The organism is Albimonas pacifica (genome assembly GCF_900113695.1).
In the GTDB taxonomy this organism is placed as follows: Bacteria; Pseudomonadota; Alphaproteobacteria; order Rhodobacterales; family Rhodobacteraceae; genus Albimonas; species Albimonas pacifica.
In genome coordinates this window covers 109,595-124,894 of sequence record NZ_FOQH01000002.1, presented here as the reverse complement: position 1 = coordinate 124,894, position 15,300 = coordinate 109,595, and the positions used below count along the sequence as shown (strand labels likewise).

General features: G+C 71.5%; 16 protein-coding genes. 5 read left to right on the top strand and 11 right to left on the bottom strand.

The annotated features are described in order from the left end of the window. The first annotated feature begins 5 nt into the window (after positions 1 to 5). Genes puhC through hemA form a run of 5 tightly spaced genes read left to right on the top strand, consistent with a single transcriptional unit; the run spans position 6 to position 3,974 of the window. Entirely contained in the window at positions 6 to 500 is a 495-nt protein-coding gene (gene puhC / locus BM064_RS03435) for a photosynthetic complex assembly protein PuhC (protein WP_092857915.1), read from the top strand. Beyond that, a complete protein-coding gene (locus tag BM064_RS03430) occupies positions 497 to 793 on the top strand; it encodes a hypothetical protein (protein WP_092857913.1) in 297 nt (98 codons plus the stop codon). The genes puhC and BM064_RS03430 overlap by 4 nt, the downstream gene beginning before the upstream one ends. Further along, a complete protein-coding gene (acsF, locus tag BM064_RS03425) occupies positions 790 to 1,914 on the top strand; it encodes a magnesium-protoporphyrin IX monomethyl ester (oxidative) cyclase (RefSeq protein WP_092857911.1) in 1,125 nt (374 codons plus the stop codon). The genes BM064_RS03430 and acsF overlap by 4 nt, the downstream gene beginning before the upstream one ends. A gap of 28 nt (positions 1,915 to 1,942) precedes the next feature. Continuing rightward, complete coding sequence (gene puhE / locus BM064_RS03420) at positions 1,943 to 2,728, top strand: putative photosynthetic complex assembly protein PuhE (RefSeq protein WP_092857909.1); 786 nt, start codon at positions 1,943 to 1,945, stop codon at positions 2,726 to 2,728. A 19-nt stretch (positions 2,729 to 2,747) separates the two neighbouring features. Beyond that, complete coding sequence (hemA, locus tag BM064_RS03415) at positions 2,748 to 3,974, top strand: 5-aminolevulinate synthase (protein ID WP_092857907.1); 1,227 nt, start codon at positions 2,748 to 2,750, stop codon at positions 3,972 to 3,974. A 214-nt stretch (positions 3,975 to 4,188) separates the two neighbouring features. Here the strand turns inward: hemA and dxs are convergent, their stop codons facing one another. From dxs to bchC, 11 genes are all read right to left on the bottom strand, one after another. Beyond that, positions 4,189 to 6,159, bottom strand: a complete 1,971-nt coding sequence (gene dxs / locus BM064_RS03410) for a 1-deoxy-D-xylulose-5-phosphate synthase (protein WP_092857905.1) — start codon at positions 6,157 to 6,159, stop codon at positions 4,189 to 4,191. 85 nt (positions 6,160 to 6,244) lie between these two features. Continuing rightward, positions 6,245 to 7,339, bottom strand: coding sequence for a photosynthetic reaction center cytochrome PufC (gene pufC / locus BM064_RS03405; protein ID WP_092857903.1), 1,095 nt, complete (start codon positions 7,337 to 7,339; stop codon positions 6,245 to 6,247). A 5-nt stretch (positions 7,340 to 7,344) separates the two neighbouring features. Next, positions 7,345 to 8,310, bottom strand: a complete 966-nt coding sequence (pufM, locus tag BM064_RS03400; protein ID WP_092857901.1) for a photosynthetic reaction center subunit M — start codon at positions 8,308 to 8,310, stop codon at positions 7,345 to 7,347. Between the two features lies 1 nt (position 8,311). Continuing rightward, positions 8,312 to 9,151, bottom strand: a complete 840-nt coding sequence (pufL, locus tag BM064_RS03395) for a photosynthetic reaction center subunit L (protein ID WP_092857899.1) — start codon at positions 9,149 to 9,151, stop codon at positions 8,312 to 8,314. A gap of 117 nt (positions 9,152 to 9,268) precedes the next feature. Then, positions 9,269 to 9,442: a light-harvesting antenna LH1, alpha subunit gene (pufA, locus tag BM064_RS03390; RefSeq protein WP_092857897.1), complete on the bottom strand. Its 174-nt coding sequence runs from the start codon at positions 9,440 to 9,442 to the stop codon at positions 9,269 to 9,271. Positions 9,443 to 9,454: 12 nt separating this feature from the next. Continuing rightward, the gene (gene pufB / locus BM064_RS03385) at positions 9,455 to 9,604 is read right to left on the bottom strand and encodes a light-harvesting antenna LH1, beta subunit (RefSeq protein WP_092857895.1); all 150 of its coding nucleotides are present in this window, start codon (positions 9,602 to 9,604) and stop codon (positions 9,455 to 9,457) included. 121 nt (positions 9,605 to 9,725) lie between these two features. After that, positions 9,726 to 9,944, bottom strand: a complete 219-nt coding sequence (gene pufQ / locus BM064_RS03380; RefSeq protein ID WP_092857893.1) for a cytochrome PufQ — start codon at positions 9,942 to 9,944, stop codon at positions 9,726 to 9,728. Then, positions 9,941 to 11,458 carry a chlorophyllide a reductase subunit Z gene (bchZ, locus tag BM064_RS03375; protein WP_092857891.1) on the bottom strand — a complete coding sequence of 506 codons (1,518 nt, stop codon included), beginning with the start codon at positions 11,456 to 11,458 and terminating at the stop codon, positions 9,941 to 9,943. Before bchZ ends, pufQ begins: the two co-directional genes overlap by 4 nt. Continuing rightward, the gene (bchY, locus tag BM064_RS03370; RefSeq protein ID WP_092857889.1) at positions 11,458 to 13,038 is read right to left on the bottom strand and encodes a chlorophyllide a reductase subunit Y; all 1,581 of its coding nucleotides are present in this window, start codon (positions 13,036 to 13,038) and stop codon (positions 11,458 to 11,460) included. The genes bchZ and bchY overlap by 1 nt, the downstream gene beginning before the upstream one ends. A 171-nt stretch (positions 13,039 to 13,209) precedes the next feature. Next, a complete protein-coding gene (locus BM064_RS03360) occupies positions 13,210 to 14,241 on the bottom strand; it encodes a chlorophyllide a reductase iron protein subunit X (protein WP_092857885.1) in 1,032 nt (343 codons plus the stop codon). Further along, positions 14,238 to 15,179, bottom strand: a complete 942-nt coding sequence (gene bchC / locus BM064_RS03355; RefSeq protein WP_092857883.1) for a chlorophyll synthesis pathway protein BchC — start codon at positions 15,177 to 15,179, stop codon at positions 14,238 to 14,240. Before bchC ends, BM064_RS03360 begins: the two co-directional genes overlap by 4 nt. Positions 15,180 to 15,300: the final 121 nt, after the last annotated feature.

Here is a 15,300-nt window from a genome sequence, read left to right as displayed (position 1 = left end):
GGACCATGCACGCCGCCCCCGCCCTTCGCAGCGCCGAGCGCGACCGGATCCCCAAGGGCCTGCTGCGCGCCATCGGCCTGATGGTGCTGCTGAGCCTGGTCATCGCCGCCTACGCCCGCCTGACCGGGGCGACGCCGGCGGCCACCCCGCCGGAGTCCCCGGTGGTGGCCGCGCGCGAGATCGTCATCCTCCCGCAGCCCGACGGCGCCGCGCGGGTGGTCGACGCCGACGGAGCCCTGATCCTCGAGCGCGGGCCCGGCCAGGCCGGCTTCATCGCCGGCGTCGGGCGCGCCATGACCCGGGTGCGCACGGTGGACGGCGCCCCCGCGCTCGCCCCCGCGACGCTGACGCTGCACGCCGACGGCAGCCTGCGCCTGATCGACCCCCAGACCGGCTGGCGGGTCGAGCTGAAAGCCTTCGGAAAGGACAACGAGGCGGCCTTCGCCGCCCTGCTGCCGCCGCCCCCCGCGGCCGGCCAGCCCAAGGGAGACCCGCAATGAGCCTGCTCACCAGACGACGCGAGACGGTGCCCTGCACGGTCGAGGTCTCGCACCGCTTCGAAAGCCTGCACGCCCACGTGCGCTTCAACGACGGCTCGGTCGTGCATCCGGGCGACGAGGTGATCGTCCACGGCGCGCCCGTGGTGGCCGCCTGGGGCGAGGTGATCCGCGAGGACCGCCAGGCCACCATCACCCGCGCCAGCCTCGCCGAGCGGCTGTGGACCCGCGCCACCGGCGACCTGGAGTTCATGGAGCTTTGCGAATTCAGCTTCTCCGAGGAGATCCGGCTATGAACGCCCGTTCCGATTTCCACCCCGACAGCCCCGAGGCCGTGGCCGCCCGCATCGACGCCCGCGGCGCCCCGATCCCCGAGGGCTACGACACCCAGGCGATGGCCACCGAGACCACGCTGCTCAACCCCCGCTTCTACACCACCGATTTCGACGAGATGGACCGCATCGACGTCTCCCCGGTGCGCGAGGAATGGGACGCGCTGCTGGCCGAGATGAAGGCCGACCCCAACCGCCGCCACTTCAAGAAGACCGCCGACTGGGACGCCGTCGACTTCGACGCGATGGAGCCGGAGCTGCGCAAGGAGCTGATCGACTTCCTGGTCTCGTCGCTGACCGCCGAGTTCTCGGGCTGCGTCCTCTACAAGGAGATGAAGCGGCGCGGCTCGAACCCCGACATCTGCGAGCTGTTCTCCTACATGTCGCGGGACGAGGCGCGCCACGCCGGCTTCATCAACGACGCGCTGCGCGAGGCGAACGTGGCGGTGAACCTCGGCTTCCTGACCCGGTCGAAGAAATACACCTACTTCCGGCCCAAGTTCATCTACTACGCCACCTATCTCAGCGAGAAGATCGGCTACGCCCGCTACATCACCATCTTCCGGCATCTGGAGCGGCATCCCGAGCATCGCTTCCACCCGATCTTCAAGTGGTTCGAGCAGTGGTGCAACGACGAGTTCCGCCACGGCGAGGCCTTCGCGCTGCTGATGCGCACCGACCCCAAGCTGACCTCGGGGGTCAACAAGCTGTGGATCCGGTTCTTCCTGGTCGCCGTCTTCGCCACCATGCATGTGCGCGACCACGCCCGGCCCGCCTTCCACAAGGCGCTGGGCGTCGACATCGACTGGTATGACGACCAGGTGTTCCGCCTGACCTCCGAGATCTCGAAGCAGGTGTTCCCGCTGGAACTCGATCTGGACCATCCCCGCTGGCAGGCGAGGCTGACCCGGATGCGCGTGATCTTCGAGGACCTCGACGCCGCGCGGAAGCGGGGCGGGATCGGCGGGCGCATCGCGCGGGGCTGGCATTCGGCCCGGGCGGCGGCGACCTTCGCGAGCCTCTACCTGATCCCCGTGAAGCGCAACGCGCCCCCCGCCTCCAGCCGGCTGGAGCCCGCGTGGTGAGCGGACCGGCGGCAGGGAGGGCGGCGCGATGACCAGCGGATGGGCGGCGGCGGGCTTCGCGCTGTTCACCTGGTGGTTCTCCACCGGCCTCATCCTGCTGATCGTCAACCGGGCCGAGCGGGGACGCGCGCGCGCCCCCGCGCGGGCGGCGCTGTTCTCCCTTCCCGTCCTGGCGCTCGGCGCGGCGGGGGTGGTCCTCAGCCGCGGCGACGCCTCCGTGCCGGGGGCCTACGTCGCCTTCCTCTCGGCCATCGCCATCTGGGGGTGGATCGAGCTCGCCTTCCTCACCGGCGTGCTCACCGGCCCGGTGCTGCGCCCCTGCCCCGAGGACGTGCCGGAGTGGGAGCGCTTCGTGCGCGCCTGGGGGGTGATCGCCTATTCCGAAATGAGCCTCGTCGCCGCCCTCGCCGCCCTGTGGCTGCATCTCGAGGGCGCGGCCAACCCGGTCGCCTTCTGGACCTTCGCCACCCTCTTCGGCGCGCGGCTGACCGCCAAGCTGAACCTCTGGCTCGGCGTGCCCCATGTCCATGCCGAGATGCTGCCGCGCCGCCTGTCGCATGTGGCGAGCCATTTCCGCATCCGCCGGCCGACCCCGTTCTTCGCTCTCTCCGTCACCCTGCTGACGCTCGCCGTCGGCGGCTGGACCTGGACGGCGGCCACGGCCGAGGCCCCGGCCGCCGCCGTCGGCGCGGCGCTGGTCGCCGCCCTGACCGCGCTGGCGCTCGTCGAGCACTGGCTGATGGTCGTTCCCATTCCCGATGGCGTCCTGTGGCGCTGGACCGAAGCCAGAGGCGCCCGCAAACCCGCGCCTTGAAGCCCCGAAAGGACCCGACATGGACCAGAAAACCCGGTTCGACGCCGCCTTCTCCGCCCAGCTCGACGCCCTGCGGGCCGAGGGCAACTATCGCTGGTTCGCCAACCTGGAGCGTCACGCAGGCGACTTTCCGCGGGCCACCCGCCGCCACGCCGGCGGACAGGGCGACGTCACCGTCTGGTGCTCGAACGACTACCTGGGCATGGGCCAGCACCCCGCGGTGGCCGAGGCGATGAAGGCCGCGATCGACAGCTGCGGCGCGGGCGCCGGCGGCACGCGCAACATCTCCGGCACCAACGTCCACCACGTGGAGCTGGAGCGCGAACTCGCGGACCTCCACGGCAAGGAGGCGGCGCTGCTGTTCACCTCGGGCTACGTCTCCAACTGGGCGACGCTGTCCACGCTCGGGGCCCGCCTGCCCGGCTGCGTGATCCTGTCGGACGCGCTCAACCACGCCTCGATGATCGAGGGGGTGCGCCATTCGCGGGCCGAGAAGCGGATCTGGAAGCACAACGACCTCGCGGACCTGGAGCGTCAGCTCGCCTCCATCGAGCCCGGCCGCCCCAAGCTGATCGCCTTCGAGAGCGTCTATTCGATGGACGGCGACATCGCCCCGATCCGCGAGATCTGCGACCTCGCCGACCGCTACGGCGCGATGACCTACCTCGACGAGGTCCACGCCGTCGGCCTCTACGGTCCCCGCGGCGGGGGCGTGGCCGAGCGCGAGGGGCTGATGGACCGGATCACCGTCATCGAGGGCACGCTGGGCAAGGCCTTCGGGGTGGTGGGGGGCTATATCGCGGCCTCGGCGGCGGTGTGCGATTTCGTGCGCAGCTTCGCCTCGGGCTTCATCTTCACCACCTCGCTGCCGCCGGCGGTGGCGGCCGGCGCCTGCGTCTCGATCCGCCACCTGAAGGAAAGCGACGCCGAGCGGCTGGCCCAGCGCCGGGCGGTGGCGCTGCTGCGCGCGCGGCTGGACCGGCTGGGGATCCCGCACCTGCCGAACCCGTCGCATATCGTGCCAGTGATGGTGAAGGACCCGGTGAAGTGCAAGCTGCTCTCGGACATCCTGCTCGACGAGCACGGGATCTACGTGCAGCCGATCAACTACCCGACCGTGCCCAAGGGGACCGAGCGGCTGCGCTTCACCCCCTCGCCCCTGCATTCCGAGGCCGACATCGACCGGCTCGCCTCCGCCCTCCATGGCCTGTGGAGCCAGTGCGCGCTGGCCCGCGCCGCGGCCTGAGGGCGGCTCCGCCCTCCCCGCGCGACGCGGCCCCGGGCCTGACCCGGGGCCTCCGCCGCCGGCCGCGAGAGGCCCCGGGTCGAGCCCGGGGCGCCCCGGTTGCGGCCGCTCCGCCGCTCCCGTCTGGTCTGGATCTATCCAAGGCGTCGGCCGCACCGAGAAACGCCGCGTCCGGGGTCCCGGACGCGGCGTTCTCCTGCGCGCGGCGGCGGTTTCAGGCGGTGGCGGCCTCCGTCGCGGCGTCCACGCCCAGCGCCGCGAGCGCGGCGGCCGTGATGTCCGCGGCGGTGAGGCCGGCTTCGGCATACATCCGCTCGGGCGTGTCCTGGTCGATGAAGCGGTCCGGCAGCGTCAGGGTGCGGATGCGCAGACCGCGGTCGAGCGCGCCCTCGGCCGCGAGCAGCTGCAGGACATGGGCGCCGAAGCCGCCGGCGGCGCCCTCCTCGACCGTGATCAGGGCGGCGTGGCCGCGGGCGAGGCGCAGGATCAGCCCGCGGTCGAGGGGCTTGGCGAACCGCGCGTCGGCGACGGTGCAGGTCAGGCCGCGGGCCTCCAGCGCCTCGGCCGCCGCCAGGCATTCCTCCAGCCGGCCGCCGAGCGACAGCAGCGCCACCGCCGAGCCCTCGCGCAGCACCCGGCCGCGGCCGATCTCCAGCGGCTGCGGCGCCTCGGGGATCGCCACGCCGGTTCCGTTCCCGCGCGGATAGCGCAGCGCGATGGGGCCGGCGTCGTGGGCGGCGGCGGTGGCGACCATGCGGGCCAGCTCCGCCTCGTCCGCCGCGGCCATCACGGTGAAGTTGGGCAGCGTGCAGAGGTAGGCGAGGTCGAAGGCCCCGGCATGGGTCGCCCCGTCCGCCCCCACCAGCCCCGCGCGGTCGAGCGCGAAGCGCACGGGCAGGTTCTGCAGGGCCACGTCGTGAACCACCTGGTCGTAGGCGCGTTGCAGGAAGGTCGAGTAGATCGCGCAGAACGGCCGCATCCCAGCCGCCGCGAGGCCGGCTGCGAAGGTCACGGCGTGCTGCTCGGCGATGCCCACGTCGAAGGCGCGCTCGGGGAAGCGGGCCTTGAGCTTGGAGATCCCGCTGCCCTCGGCCATGGCGGCGGTGATGCCCACCACCCTGGGGTCGAGCGCGGCGGCGCGGGTGAGCTGCTCTCCGAACACGGCGGTGTAGCTGGGGGCGGCGGGCTTGCCCTTGGCCTGCTCGCCGCTGACCACGTCGAATTTCGCCACGCCGTGATACTTGTCCGCGCTCGACTCGGCGGGGGCGTAGCCCTTGCCCTTCACGGTCAGGCAGTGGATCAGCACCGGCCCGTCGGCCCGCGCGCGGGCCGCGCGCATCACCCGCAGCAGCTGGCCCATGTCGTGCCCGTCGATCGGCCCGACGTAGGAGAAGCCCAGCGCCTCGAAGAGCGTCCCCCCCAGCGCCGCGCCCCGCACCAGGTCGCGCGCGCGTCGCGCGCCCTCCCGCGCGGGGCCCGGCAGCAGGGCGGCGGCGCCCTCGGCCAGCGCCTTGAGGTCGTGGAGCGGGCCGTTGGCGTAGATGCGCGAGAGGTATTCGGACAGGGCGCCCACGGGGGGCGAGATCGACATCTCGTTGTCGTTGAGGATCACGAACAGCCGCTTGCCGAGCGCGCCGGCGTTGTTCATCGCCTCCCAGGCCATGCCGGCCGACATCGCGCCGTCGCCGATCACGGCGACCACGTCGCCGACCCCGGGGGCCCCCAGATCGCGGGCGGCCGCGAAGCCCAGGCCCGCGGAGATCGAGGTCGAGCTATGGGCCGCGCCGAACGGGTCGTAATCGCTCTCGGCCCGCTTCGTAAAACCCGACAGGCCGCCCCCCTGGCGCAGGGTGCGGATGCGGCCGCGCCGGCCGGTCAGGATCTTGTGGGGATAGCACTGGTGCCCGACGTCCCAGATGATCTTGTCGCGCGGCGCGTCGAAGACCGCGTGCAGGGCCACCGACAGCTCCACCACGCCGAGGCCGGAGCCGAGATGCCCCCCGGTGACCGAGACGGCCGAGATCGTCTCCTCCCGCAGTTCGCCCGCCAGGCGCGCCAGCTCCGCGTCGCTCAGCGCCTTGAGGTCCGCGGGCCAGGGCGCGCGGTCGAGATGCGGGGTCGTCGGACGGTCGGAGTTCGGGCGGGCGGGGGTCGGGCGGGCGGGGTTCGGGCGGAGGGGGGTCATGGTCGCGCTCCCTTGCGAGGCGTCGCGCGGGAGGTCGCCCGCGGCCGCGGGGCGCAGGAGGGCGGCCGCGGCCGCCCTCCCGCCTTCAGTCGTAGACCGGCTCGGCCGAGATCAGCTCGGGCCAGTCGCCGACCATGCTCTGCCCCAGCAGCGGCTTGGCCGCGCCCTGGTGGCAGGTCAGGCAGTAGACCTTGGGCGCATCGCCCAGCGGGCCGAGGCGATGGTCGGGCAAGAGCTCGGCCAGCGGCTCGACCCAGGTCTGGTTGAGGTCCTGGACCATCGAGATGCCCAGCGTCGCCGTGGTCCACTGGGGCGTCAGCTGGGTCGGGTCGTTGATCGCGCGGGTGTTGTGGCAGAAGGTGCAGTTCACCCCGAGGCTCTGGGTGAAGTGCATCATCAGCGCGTAGGTCCGCTCGGTCTCCTTCATGCCGGGCAGGCCTGCGTTGTCGACCCGCGGGGCCTGGTCGTTGACCGCCACCAGCTCCCCGTCCAGCAGATAGGCCTCGATCGCGTTCGCGGGCAGCGAGGTGTAGTTGGTCAGCGGCGCCGCCCGGTTCTGGAAGGCGGCCGTGGGCCCGACGGTCTCGTTCACCGGGGGCAGGCTGGTCCACACGTAGGGGGGCACGTTGTTCCCCCGGTGGCAGGTGTAGCAGGTGACGCCCGCGGGCGCGGTGTGCACCTCCCAGTCCTGGTTCAGCGCCCAGGTCATCTGGATCATCCGCCGGGCGACGACCTTGGTGTAGACGTCGTCCGAGGCGAAGCCGTCCTCGGCATGGCAGTAGGCGCAGCCCTGCTCGGGGGAGACCCACTCGGTGATCCCGGCCATCAGCCGGTTGAAGTTGTCGACCGAGAGGTGGCCCAGCACCTGCACGTTCTCATAGGCCTCGCCGGCAAGCATCGCGCCCTCCTCGACGGGCCAGGGCTCGTCCGAGGGGGGCAGGACGTTGACCGCCTCCAGCGCCATCAGCTGGCCGGGCGTGTCGATCTTGACCATGCCCGTGCCGCGGGGGCCGGTCTGCACCGTCTCCTTCTCCAGCGGGTTGCCGAGGATCACGATCGCCGCCGCCACGAACACCGCGCCGCCGAGGATCCCCGCGGGAAGCGCCGTCCTGACCAGATCGAAGGGGCGCTTGCGGTTCCACTCGTCGAACCAGCGGAACTTGCCTGAGGGTCCGAACATCGCTCTCACTCCCCGCCGGTCGTGTAGGCTTCATAGCCGTAGGCGCCGTCGTAGGCCGGGGCGAAGTCATGCTCGACCGCCCACAGATACCAGTTGTCGACGACGGTGCCGGTCAGGAGGATGCCGATGCCGCCGGTGATCGGCGTCAGCACGGCGAACCACCAGGCCCAGCGGTGAATCCCCTCCATCGTGGCGTTGAAGCCCATGGTCCAGCGCCAGAACAGGGCCGCGCGCTCCGAGGCGGTGCCGCGGTCCACGATCTGCTCCAGCTCCCGGTCGCCGCCGAGGCGGGTGACGGCCAGGATCGTGGCGCCGTGCATCGCGAACAGCAGCACCGAGCCGTAGAGGAACACGATCGAGAGGCAGTGGAAGGGGTTGTAGTAGAGGTTCCCGTAGCGCAGCGAGAACGCGGTGGTCCAGTCGAGGTGCGGGAAGATCCCGTAGGGCACCGCCTCCGACCAGGTTCCCATCAGGATCGGGCGGAAGAGGTTCAGCACCAGCATCAGCCAGATCGCCGCCGCGAAGGCCCAGGCCACATGCGTGCCCATGCCCAGCGCCACCGCCCGCGTGTAGGAGCGCAGCCACCACGAGATCACCGAGACCAGGATGAAGACCGAGGACAGGAACCACCAGCCCCCGTCCCGCAGGGGCGGGATGCGCAGCCCGTTCTCGGGCCCCGGCGGCTCCAGCGCCAGCCAGAAGCCCTGGCGGAAGAACTCGGGGATCGACCAGCCGACCTGGGCCAGCATGTTGAAGCCGATGATGTTCAGCGACAGGATCCCGGTGGCGAGCGAGATCACCCCGAACCAGCCCAGGTGGATGGGCCCCAGCTGGGCGTTGCCGATCCAGCCCAGCAGGTTGGAGAAGCTCGCCCCCCGGCTGCGCTCATGTTCGGCGCCGCCTCCGGCGAGGCCCATCTCGGCGGGACCTCGCACCTGGAACTGCGTGAAGACGTTCTGATACTCGGCCATCTCAAACCCCTCCCTGGCCCGGCCAGATCGGCAGCTCGAGCCACCAGTTCCACCACTCGGGCCAGCCCTTGGTCCACAGCGGGCCGGAGATGATGATGCAGACCGCGCTCCAGAAAGCGGCGTTCAGCGCCAGCAGCAGGCCCAGCCGGTGAATGCCGAGCGTGCCGACGGAGTAGCCGATGAAGTCGCGGAAGTAGGTGTCCTCGTGATCCGGGGTGCGGATCTCCTCGCCCTTCTGCGGGTTGACCGCCGACAGGATCAGCGAGCCGTGGAGCGAGAGCGCGAAGGTGGTGGTGAAGAAGAAGGTCACCGCCAGCATGTGCGCCGGATTGTAGTGGAAGTGCAGGTACTGGTAGCCGACGTTGGACACCCAGTCCAAATGGCTGAAGATCCCGTAGGGGAACCCGTGTCCCCAGGCGCCCAGCAAGAGCGGGCGGAAGATCACCAGCGTGACGTAGGCCAGGATCGCGAAGCTGAAGGCGACCGGCACGTGGTAGCCGATGCCGAGCTTTCGGCAGATCTCGACCTCGCGCAGGGCCCAGCTGATGAAGGCGGCCGTGGCGCACATCGTGATCACCTGCCACAGCCCGCCCTCGGCCAGCGGCGCGAGGCCCAGGCCGTAGGAGAGGTCAGGCGGGGCGATGGAGATCGTCCAGGGATTGAACGTGCCCTGCAGGGCCGCCCCCCAGAAGATCAGGATCGTGCCCAGGGCGGCGAAGAACGCCGTGGTGACGCCGAAGAACCCGACGTAGAACGGCCCGATCCAGAAGTCGAACAGATCGCCGCCGACGAGCGTGCCGCCTTTGACGCGATACTTCTTCTCGAAATTCAGCAAGGCCATGTCCAGTCCCTCGCGTCATGCCGCCGACGCGCGCCGGCGGAGCCCAAGCTGCAGGCGGGGCGGACCCCGCCCGCATTGATGTCTCGTCCGGGACCGCGTCGCGCGGTCCCGGACCCGTCACTCCTGTTGAGCGACCCCGTACTTCTCGGCCGAGACTTCGAACCAGTTGTACCGGTCCGTCGAAAGCAGCACGAGATGGATCATCACCGCGAGCAGGAACAGAAAGACCCCCTGCACCACGAAGACGCGCCTCGGATCGAAGATCAGCCAGATCTTGTAGAACTTGCTCATTGATCTTCCCTCCTAGAGCCAGGGACGCCAGATGAGGACCAGCAGGTGCGCGATTACTGCGACCGCCGTGAACAGCATGAAGCCGCTCATGTAGACGGAGTGAAGTTCCTGGGCCTGATCATCCGTCAGTCCCGTGAACGACACATCCTTGTCTTCAGTCATATCGATCCTCCGGAAGCACCGACTGATACCGCGACACTCTCGCGGCCGAGCACCGACCGAAGCTCGTCCTCGATCGACGATTCCGCTCCGCCGTGGCGGCCCGGAATGGGGCGACGTCCTCTCAGACGTCGAAGATGGCCGGCGTGATCTCCCGCGCGCGCGTCTGGGCGCGGCGGAGGGGACCGGGGCCGGAGAAATCGAGCCGCGTCGCCGCCGCCAGGCTGCGCAGGACCGCGCCCGGCAGGCTGATCGCGAAGATCAGGCCGAAGTAGACGCCGTATTCGACGGACGGCGCGTGCCCGCGCCGCAACGGCTTGAGATCGCTGGAGTAGTCGGTCATGCGGACGCCCTCCCATGGCGTTGCGTCTCCGTCCGCTCGGGGCCGGAGCCGGGCCGGCCGCGCGGGGCGGTCGACGCGGGTTCGAGGCTGGCGACGGCCGCCCGGCCGACGCTGTCGTCGCCCCGGTCGAGCGCCGCGCGCTCGGCCGCGTCGCGCAGGCGGCGCGCGGCGGAGATGCGGGTCAGGACCGGGTGGGCGGCGACCATCTCGTCGAGCAGGGCCTGGGCCTCGGGCTCCCACGGCAGGTCGCGGCGAAGGGCGGCGGGCGTCGCCTCGGCGGCGTCGAGATCCGCGCCCAGCGGCAGGATGTGGAACAGCGCGTCGAAGAGCGCGTTGCAGGTCTCCTGCAGGATCCAGACCGCGCCGGCGTAGCCCATGTAGGGGGTGCCCGTGGCGCGCCGGATGGCGGCGCCGGGGAAGCTGGCGGCGATGAAGGTCGGCCTGGGGCCATGTCCCCCGCCGGCCTCGGCCAGGTACATCTTCTCGTTGACCGAGCCGAAGACCACCAGCGGGCGCTGGTTGCGGATCATGCCGCGGATCGCCTCGGAGTCGGTCTTCCTCCCCGCCAGGCGCGCCACCGCGAATTCGCAGGGCAGGCCGAGGTCGGTCTCCAGATACCGGCGGATGCCGCGGGCGTAGGTCTCGTTCGCCGCCACCGCGAAGCTGGCGGTCGCGAAGAAATCCTGGGTGACCGAGCGCCAGAGGTCCCAGACCGGCTTCAGGGTCGAGTGCTTCTCGCGGGCGATGAAGGGCTCGGGGTCCAGCTCCAGCAGCTCGCCCAGCTTGCGCAGGAACAGCGTGGTGCTCTCGAGCCCGATGGGGGCCTGGAGATACGGGCGCTCCAGCGCCTCGGCGAGGCCGCGGCCGAACTCGCGATACATCACCACGTTCACCTCGGCGTCGACCAGGCGCGAGAGCTCGCCGACATGGGCGCCCAGCGGCATCACCATGTTGACCTCCCCCCCGATCCCCTCGATCAGCCGCCGGATCTCGGCGAGGTCGGAGGCCATGTTCCACACGCCGTACATCGGCCCGAGGATGTTGACCTTCGGCGCGCCGTCGCGGGGCTTCGCCTTCGGCAGCCGGCCCTTGGTGGTTCCGAATTCGTGGAAGGCCCAGGTCATGGCGCGGTCGGCGGCCTGCCACTGGTCCTCGTCGATGGTGCGCGGAAGAAAGCGCTGGATCGAGGTGCCCTGCGGGGTGACCCCGCCGCCGATCATCTCGGCGATCGAGCCGGTGACGACCACCGCCGGCAGGGCGGGATCCAGCGTCTCCCACGCCCGGCGCATGGCGCCTTCGGTGCCGTCGCGGCCCAGCTCCTCTTCGCCGAGGCCGGTGACCACGATGGGAAGCTCATGCGGGGGCAGCGCGTCGGTGTAGTGGAGGACCGAGGTCACCGGCAGGTTCTCGCAGCCCACCGGGCCGTCGATCACCACCTGCAGCCCCTTCAGCGCGCAGAAGGCGTAGACCGCGCCCCAGTAGCCCCCGGCCCTGTCGTGATCCTGGATCAGCATCAGATCATCTCCGCGGCCTTCGCCGCCCTGGCCTTGCGCTCGAGCTTCTTGAGGTTGCGGGTGCGGAACTCGGGCTGGAGGTTCGGCTCCCCCTCCCAGATGCCGGCGGCGTCGCCGGTCCCCACGCCCTCGAAGAAGCCGCGCATCTTCGACATGCGCTCCCGCCCGGAGATCGCCGCCATCACCACCTGGGCCAGCGAGCCCGCCCCGGCCGGCCCCATCAGAGGACGGGCCGAGATCAGGTTGGTGAAGTAGAGGGCGGGCACGCCGAGCTGCTTGGCCTTCTGCACCACCGGCGTGGTGCCGATGGCGAGATCCGGGCGGACCGCCTCCATCGCCGCGCAGTCGTCTTCCAGCGAGGCGCGGAACACGACCCGGGCGCCATGAGCCTCCAGCCACTCCCGGTCCGGCTCGGACCAGGGGGTGCGGGGGCAGGCGGTGCCGACGTAAGGGACCTTCGCCCCGCTCTCGATCAGCAGGCGGGCGACCAGCAGTTCCGAGCCCTCGTAGCCCGACAGCGTGACGGTCCCCTCGATCCGGTGGGCCGCCAGCGCCCCGGCGATGGCGCCGTCCATGGCGTTCTGCGCCGCGGAGATCTGCGCCGCGGGAACCCCCAGCGCCTCGCCCACCGCCGCAAGCCAGGCGGCGGTTCCCTCGCGCCCCACGGGGGCGGAGCCGATCACCGGGCGCCCCGCGGCCTGAAGCTCGCGGATCGAGGCGGTGTAGAACGGGTGGATCGCCGCCGCCGCCGCGCCGTCGAGGGCGGCGTAGAGCTCGCGCCACTCCCGGCACGGCACGACCGGACCGGCGGCGAGGCCCATCGGGGCCAGCATCGCGCCGATGCTCATCGGGTCGGCGGGGAACATCTCGCCCAGGAGCGTGATCGTCGGCCGGTCGCCGCGCCCGCCGGCGGGGGCCTGCACGGGGCCGGCCTGAACCTCCCGCCGGGCGTAGGCCAGCATCGCGCCGGCGAGGATGTCCTTCGCCTCGGCATGGGTCGGCACGCCGAAGCCCGGCACGTCGATGCCCACGATCCGCACGCCGTCGATCTGGTCGGGCAGCAGCCTGAGCGGCACGCCGGAGGCGGAGGGGACGCAGAGGTTGGTCACCACGATCGCGTCGTAGCGGTCGGGGTCGGCCAGCTCGTGGACCGCCTCGCGGATGTCCTCGAAGAGCTTGCCGGTGACCAGGCTCTCGGAATTGAAGGGCACGTAGCCGACCGAGCGGCGGGCGCCGTAGAAGTGGCTCACGAAGGTCAGCCCGTAGACGCAGCAGGCCGAGCCCGAGAGGATCGTCGCCGTGCGCCGCATCCGCAGGCCCACCCGCAGGGACCCGAAGGCGGGGCACATGCTCTGCGGCTTGTCGTGGGGGCCGGTGGGATAGTCGGCGGCGTAGCGCTCCAGCAGCTCCGAGGCGCCGTTCTCGGCGGCCTGGGCCCGCAGGTCGCCCGAGGCGCAGGAGACGCCCTCCTGCCCCAGACGCAGGGGGCTCTCGACCGCTGCCTCGGGCGTGGCGGGACCGTCGGCCGGCAGATGCGCGCGGCCGTCGGCGTCGAAGCGGATGGGGCCCGGGCCGGTCATGACGCGGCCGGAGCGAAAGGACAGCGGGCGGCGGGGCCCTCGGCCTCCGGCCTTGCGCGGGCAAGGGCGGCGGCGGGGCGCGGCGCGGCGGCGGCCTCGGTCCGGGCGGCGGGCGCCCAGGCGTCGGCCAGGCCGTCGAGCCGGCGCTCGATGGCGGCGAGGGCGTCGAGATCAAGCATCGTCGTAGACCACTTCGAGGGACTCGCGCGCCACGCCCAGCTTGCCGCGCATGTCCTCCTGCGTGGCGGGGACGAGGACGAAGTCCCCGCCGGTGTCCTTGGAGTCGAAGAGCGCGAGCAGCCCGTCCTGGGTCAGCGGCGCCGGCTTCTGCGGGGGCGCGAGGCCCACCTGATCGGCGAGCTGGCCGAAGAGCTCGCCCCAGGGCCCGGCCGCGGTGCCGACGATCTGGTAGTTGGCGGACTTCTTGCGCAGGTCGTCGTCCGCGGGGATCGAGGCCAGCACCGGGATGCCCACCGCGGCGGCGAAGGCCGCGGCCTCGCCCGATCCGTCGTCCTTGTTGACCACCATGCCGGCCACGCCGACGTTGCCGCCCAGCTTGCGGAAATACTCCACCGCCGAGCAGACGTTGTTCGCCACGTAGAGGGACTGCAGGTCGTTGGAGCCGACCACGATCACCTTCTGGCACATGTCCCGCGCGATCGGCAGGCCGAAGCCCCCGCAGACCACGTCGCCCAGGAAGTCGAGCAGCACGTAGTCGAAATCCCAGTCGTGGAAGCCCAGCTTCTCCAGCGTCTCGAAGCCGTGGATGATGCCGCGCCCGCCGCAGCCGCGGCCGACCTCGGGCCCGCCGAGCTCCATCGCGAAGACGCCGCCGCGCTTGAAGCAGACGTCGGAGACGGTGACCTCCTCGCCGGCCAGGCGCTTGCGGGTCGAGGTCTCGATGATCGTGGGGCAGGCCTTGCCGCCGAACAGCAGCGAGGTGGTGTCGGACTTGGGATCGCAGCCGATCAGCAGCACCCGCTTGCCCTGCTCGGCCATCATGTGGCTGAGGTTCGCCAGCGTGAACGACTTGCCGATGCCGCCCTTGCCGTAAATCGCGATGATCTGGGTCTTCGAGGTCGCCTCCCCCACCGGGATCTCGTCGAGCGGCGCGTGCGCCTCCTCGCGAAGCGCCCGGTCGGCCTCGGCGATCGAGCCCTGGGGGCCGCGCTTGAGGTCGGGGATTTCGAAGGTGCGGGTCATGCGGTCGCCTCCCAGTCGAGGATCATCTTCAGGCAGGCCGGATCGCCGAAGGCCTCGGCGTAGGCGGCCGGGGCGTCCGCCGCCGCGCGGCGGTGCGAGATCAGGCCGTCGAGCGCGAGGCGCCCGCTCTCGGTCAGCAGGCGCACCGCGAGCATGTCGTCCTGGGTCCACTCGGCGGCGATGCGCAGGCGGACCTCCTTCATGAAGGCGGGCGCGAAGGCGAAGGAGACGCGGCCGGGGTAGAAGCCGGCGAGCACGATCTCGCCGCCCTTCGCCACCCGTCCGACCAGGGCGTCGAGCAGGCCCGCGTCGCCGCTGGCGTCGTAGACGGCGCGGTAGTCGCGGCGCGGATCCTCGCCCGGGTCGATCACCGGGTAGTCGTGGGCGCCTTCGCGCCGGGCGGCGGCGGTCTCCCAAACCGTGGGGGCGGGGGCGCCGGCGGCGAGGGTCAGGCGGGCGAGCAGCCGGCCGACGACCCCGTGGCCGACGATGAGATCGGGGGGCGTGCAGCGCAGCCCCGCCATCGCGTGCCGCGCGGTGGCGGCGAGCGCCAGGAGCGCGCCCTCGGGGCGGGCGCCCTGCTCGAGCGGGACCAGGCGGGCGCCGGCCGAGACCAGGGTATCGGCGGCGCCGCCGAACAGGCCGCGCAACTCGCCGAAGCAATTGGCGCCGGGCACGAACACCGCCTCCCCGACGCGGCGGCCGGAGTCGCGACCCGCCTCGACCACCTCGCCCACCGCCTCGTAGCCGGGGACCAGCGGGTAGCCCATGCCGGGGAAGGCCGGCATCTCGCCGGTCCAGAACAGTTTCTCGGTGCCCGAGGAGATGCCCGACCAGCGGATCGCGATCACCGCGTCCGCCGGACCCGGCGCGCTCAGCTCCACCGTCTCCAGGCTGAGGCGTCCCGGCTGGGACATGACGGCGGCGCGCGTCTCCATGATCGGATCACCCTTTCCGTCCTCGACCGAGCCAGGCTCGCGGCCTCTCCCTGAGGACAACTGTCAGACTATATTGACACTGCAACATGTCAATCTAAATTGTCGCACCGCCTGCGATCTG

What these genes read in the sequence shown, in the direction of transcription:
- BM064_RS03430 (WP_092857913.1), top strand. Translation starts at nt 497, where the DNA reads ATGAGCCTGCTCACCAGACGACGCGAGACGGTGCCCTGCACGGTCGAG.
- hemA (WP_092857907.1), top strand. Translation starts at nt 2,748, where the DNA reads ATGGACCAGAAAACCCGGTTCGACGCCGCCTTCTCCGCCCAGCTCGAC.
- pufL (WP_092857899.1), bottom strand. Translation starts at nt 9,151, where the DNA reads ATGGCCTTGCTGAATTTCGAGAAGAAGTATCGCGTCAAAGGCGGCACG.
- bchC (WP_092857883.1), bottom strand. Translation starts at nt 15,179, where the DNA reads ATGGAGACGCGCGCCGCCGTCATGTCCCAGCCGGGACGCCTCAGCCTG.
- pufQ (WP_092857893.1), bottom strand. Translation starts at nt 9,944, where the DNA reads ATGACCGACTACTCCAGCGATCTCAAGCCGTTGCGGCGCGGGCACGCG.
- dxs (WP_092857905.1), bottom strand. Translation starts at nt 6,159, where the DNA reads ATGACCCCCCTCCGCCCGAACCCCGCCCGCCCGACCCCCGCCCGCCCG.
- pufB (WP_092857895.1), bottom strand. Translation starts at nt 9,604, where the DNA reads ATGACTGAAGACAAGGATGTGTCGTTCACGGGACTGACGGATGATCAG.
- bchZ (WP_092857891.1), bottom strand. Translation starts at nt 11,458, where the DNA reads ATGCTGATCCAGGATCACGACAGGGCCGGGGGCTACTGGGGCGCGGTC.
- pufC (WP_092857903.1), bottom strand. Translation starts at nt 7,339, where the DNA reads ATGTTCGGACCCTCAGGCAAGTTCCGCTGGTTCGACGAGTGGAACCGC.
- pufM (WP_092857901.1), bottom strand. Translation starts at nt 8,310, where the DNA reads ATGGCCGAGTATCAGAACGTCTTCACGCAGTTCCAGGTGCGAGGTCCC.
- puhC (WP_092857915.1), top strand. Translation starts at nt 6, where the DNA reads ATGCACGCCGCCCCCGCCCTTCGCAGCGCCGAGCGCGACCGGATCCCC.
- bchY (WP_092857889.1), bottom strand. Translation starts at nt 13,038, where the DNA reads ATGACCGGCCCGGGCCCCATCCGCTTCGACGCCGACGGCCGCGCGCAT.
- pufA (WP_092857897.1), bottom strand. Translation starts at nt 9,442, where the DNA reads ATGAGCAAGTTCTACAAGATCTGGCTGATCTTCGATCCGAGGCGCGTC.
- BM064_RS03360 (WP_092857885.1), bottom strand. Translation starts at nt 14,241, where the DNA reads ATGACCCGCACCTTCGAAATCCCCGACCTCAAGCGCGGCCCCCAGGGC.
- acsF (WP_092857911.1), top strand. Translation starts at nt 790, where the DNA reads ATGAACGCCCGTTCCGATTTCCACCCCGACAGCCCCGAGGCCGTGGCC.
- puhE (WP_092857909.1), top strand. Translation starts at nt 1,943, where the DNA reads ATGACCAGCGGATGGGCGGCGGCGGGCTTCGCGCTGTTCACCTGGTGG.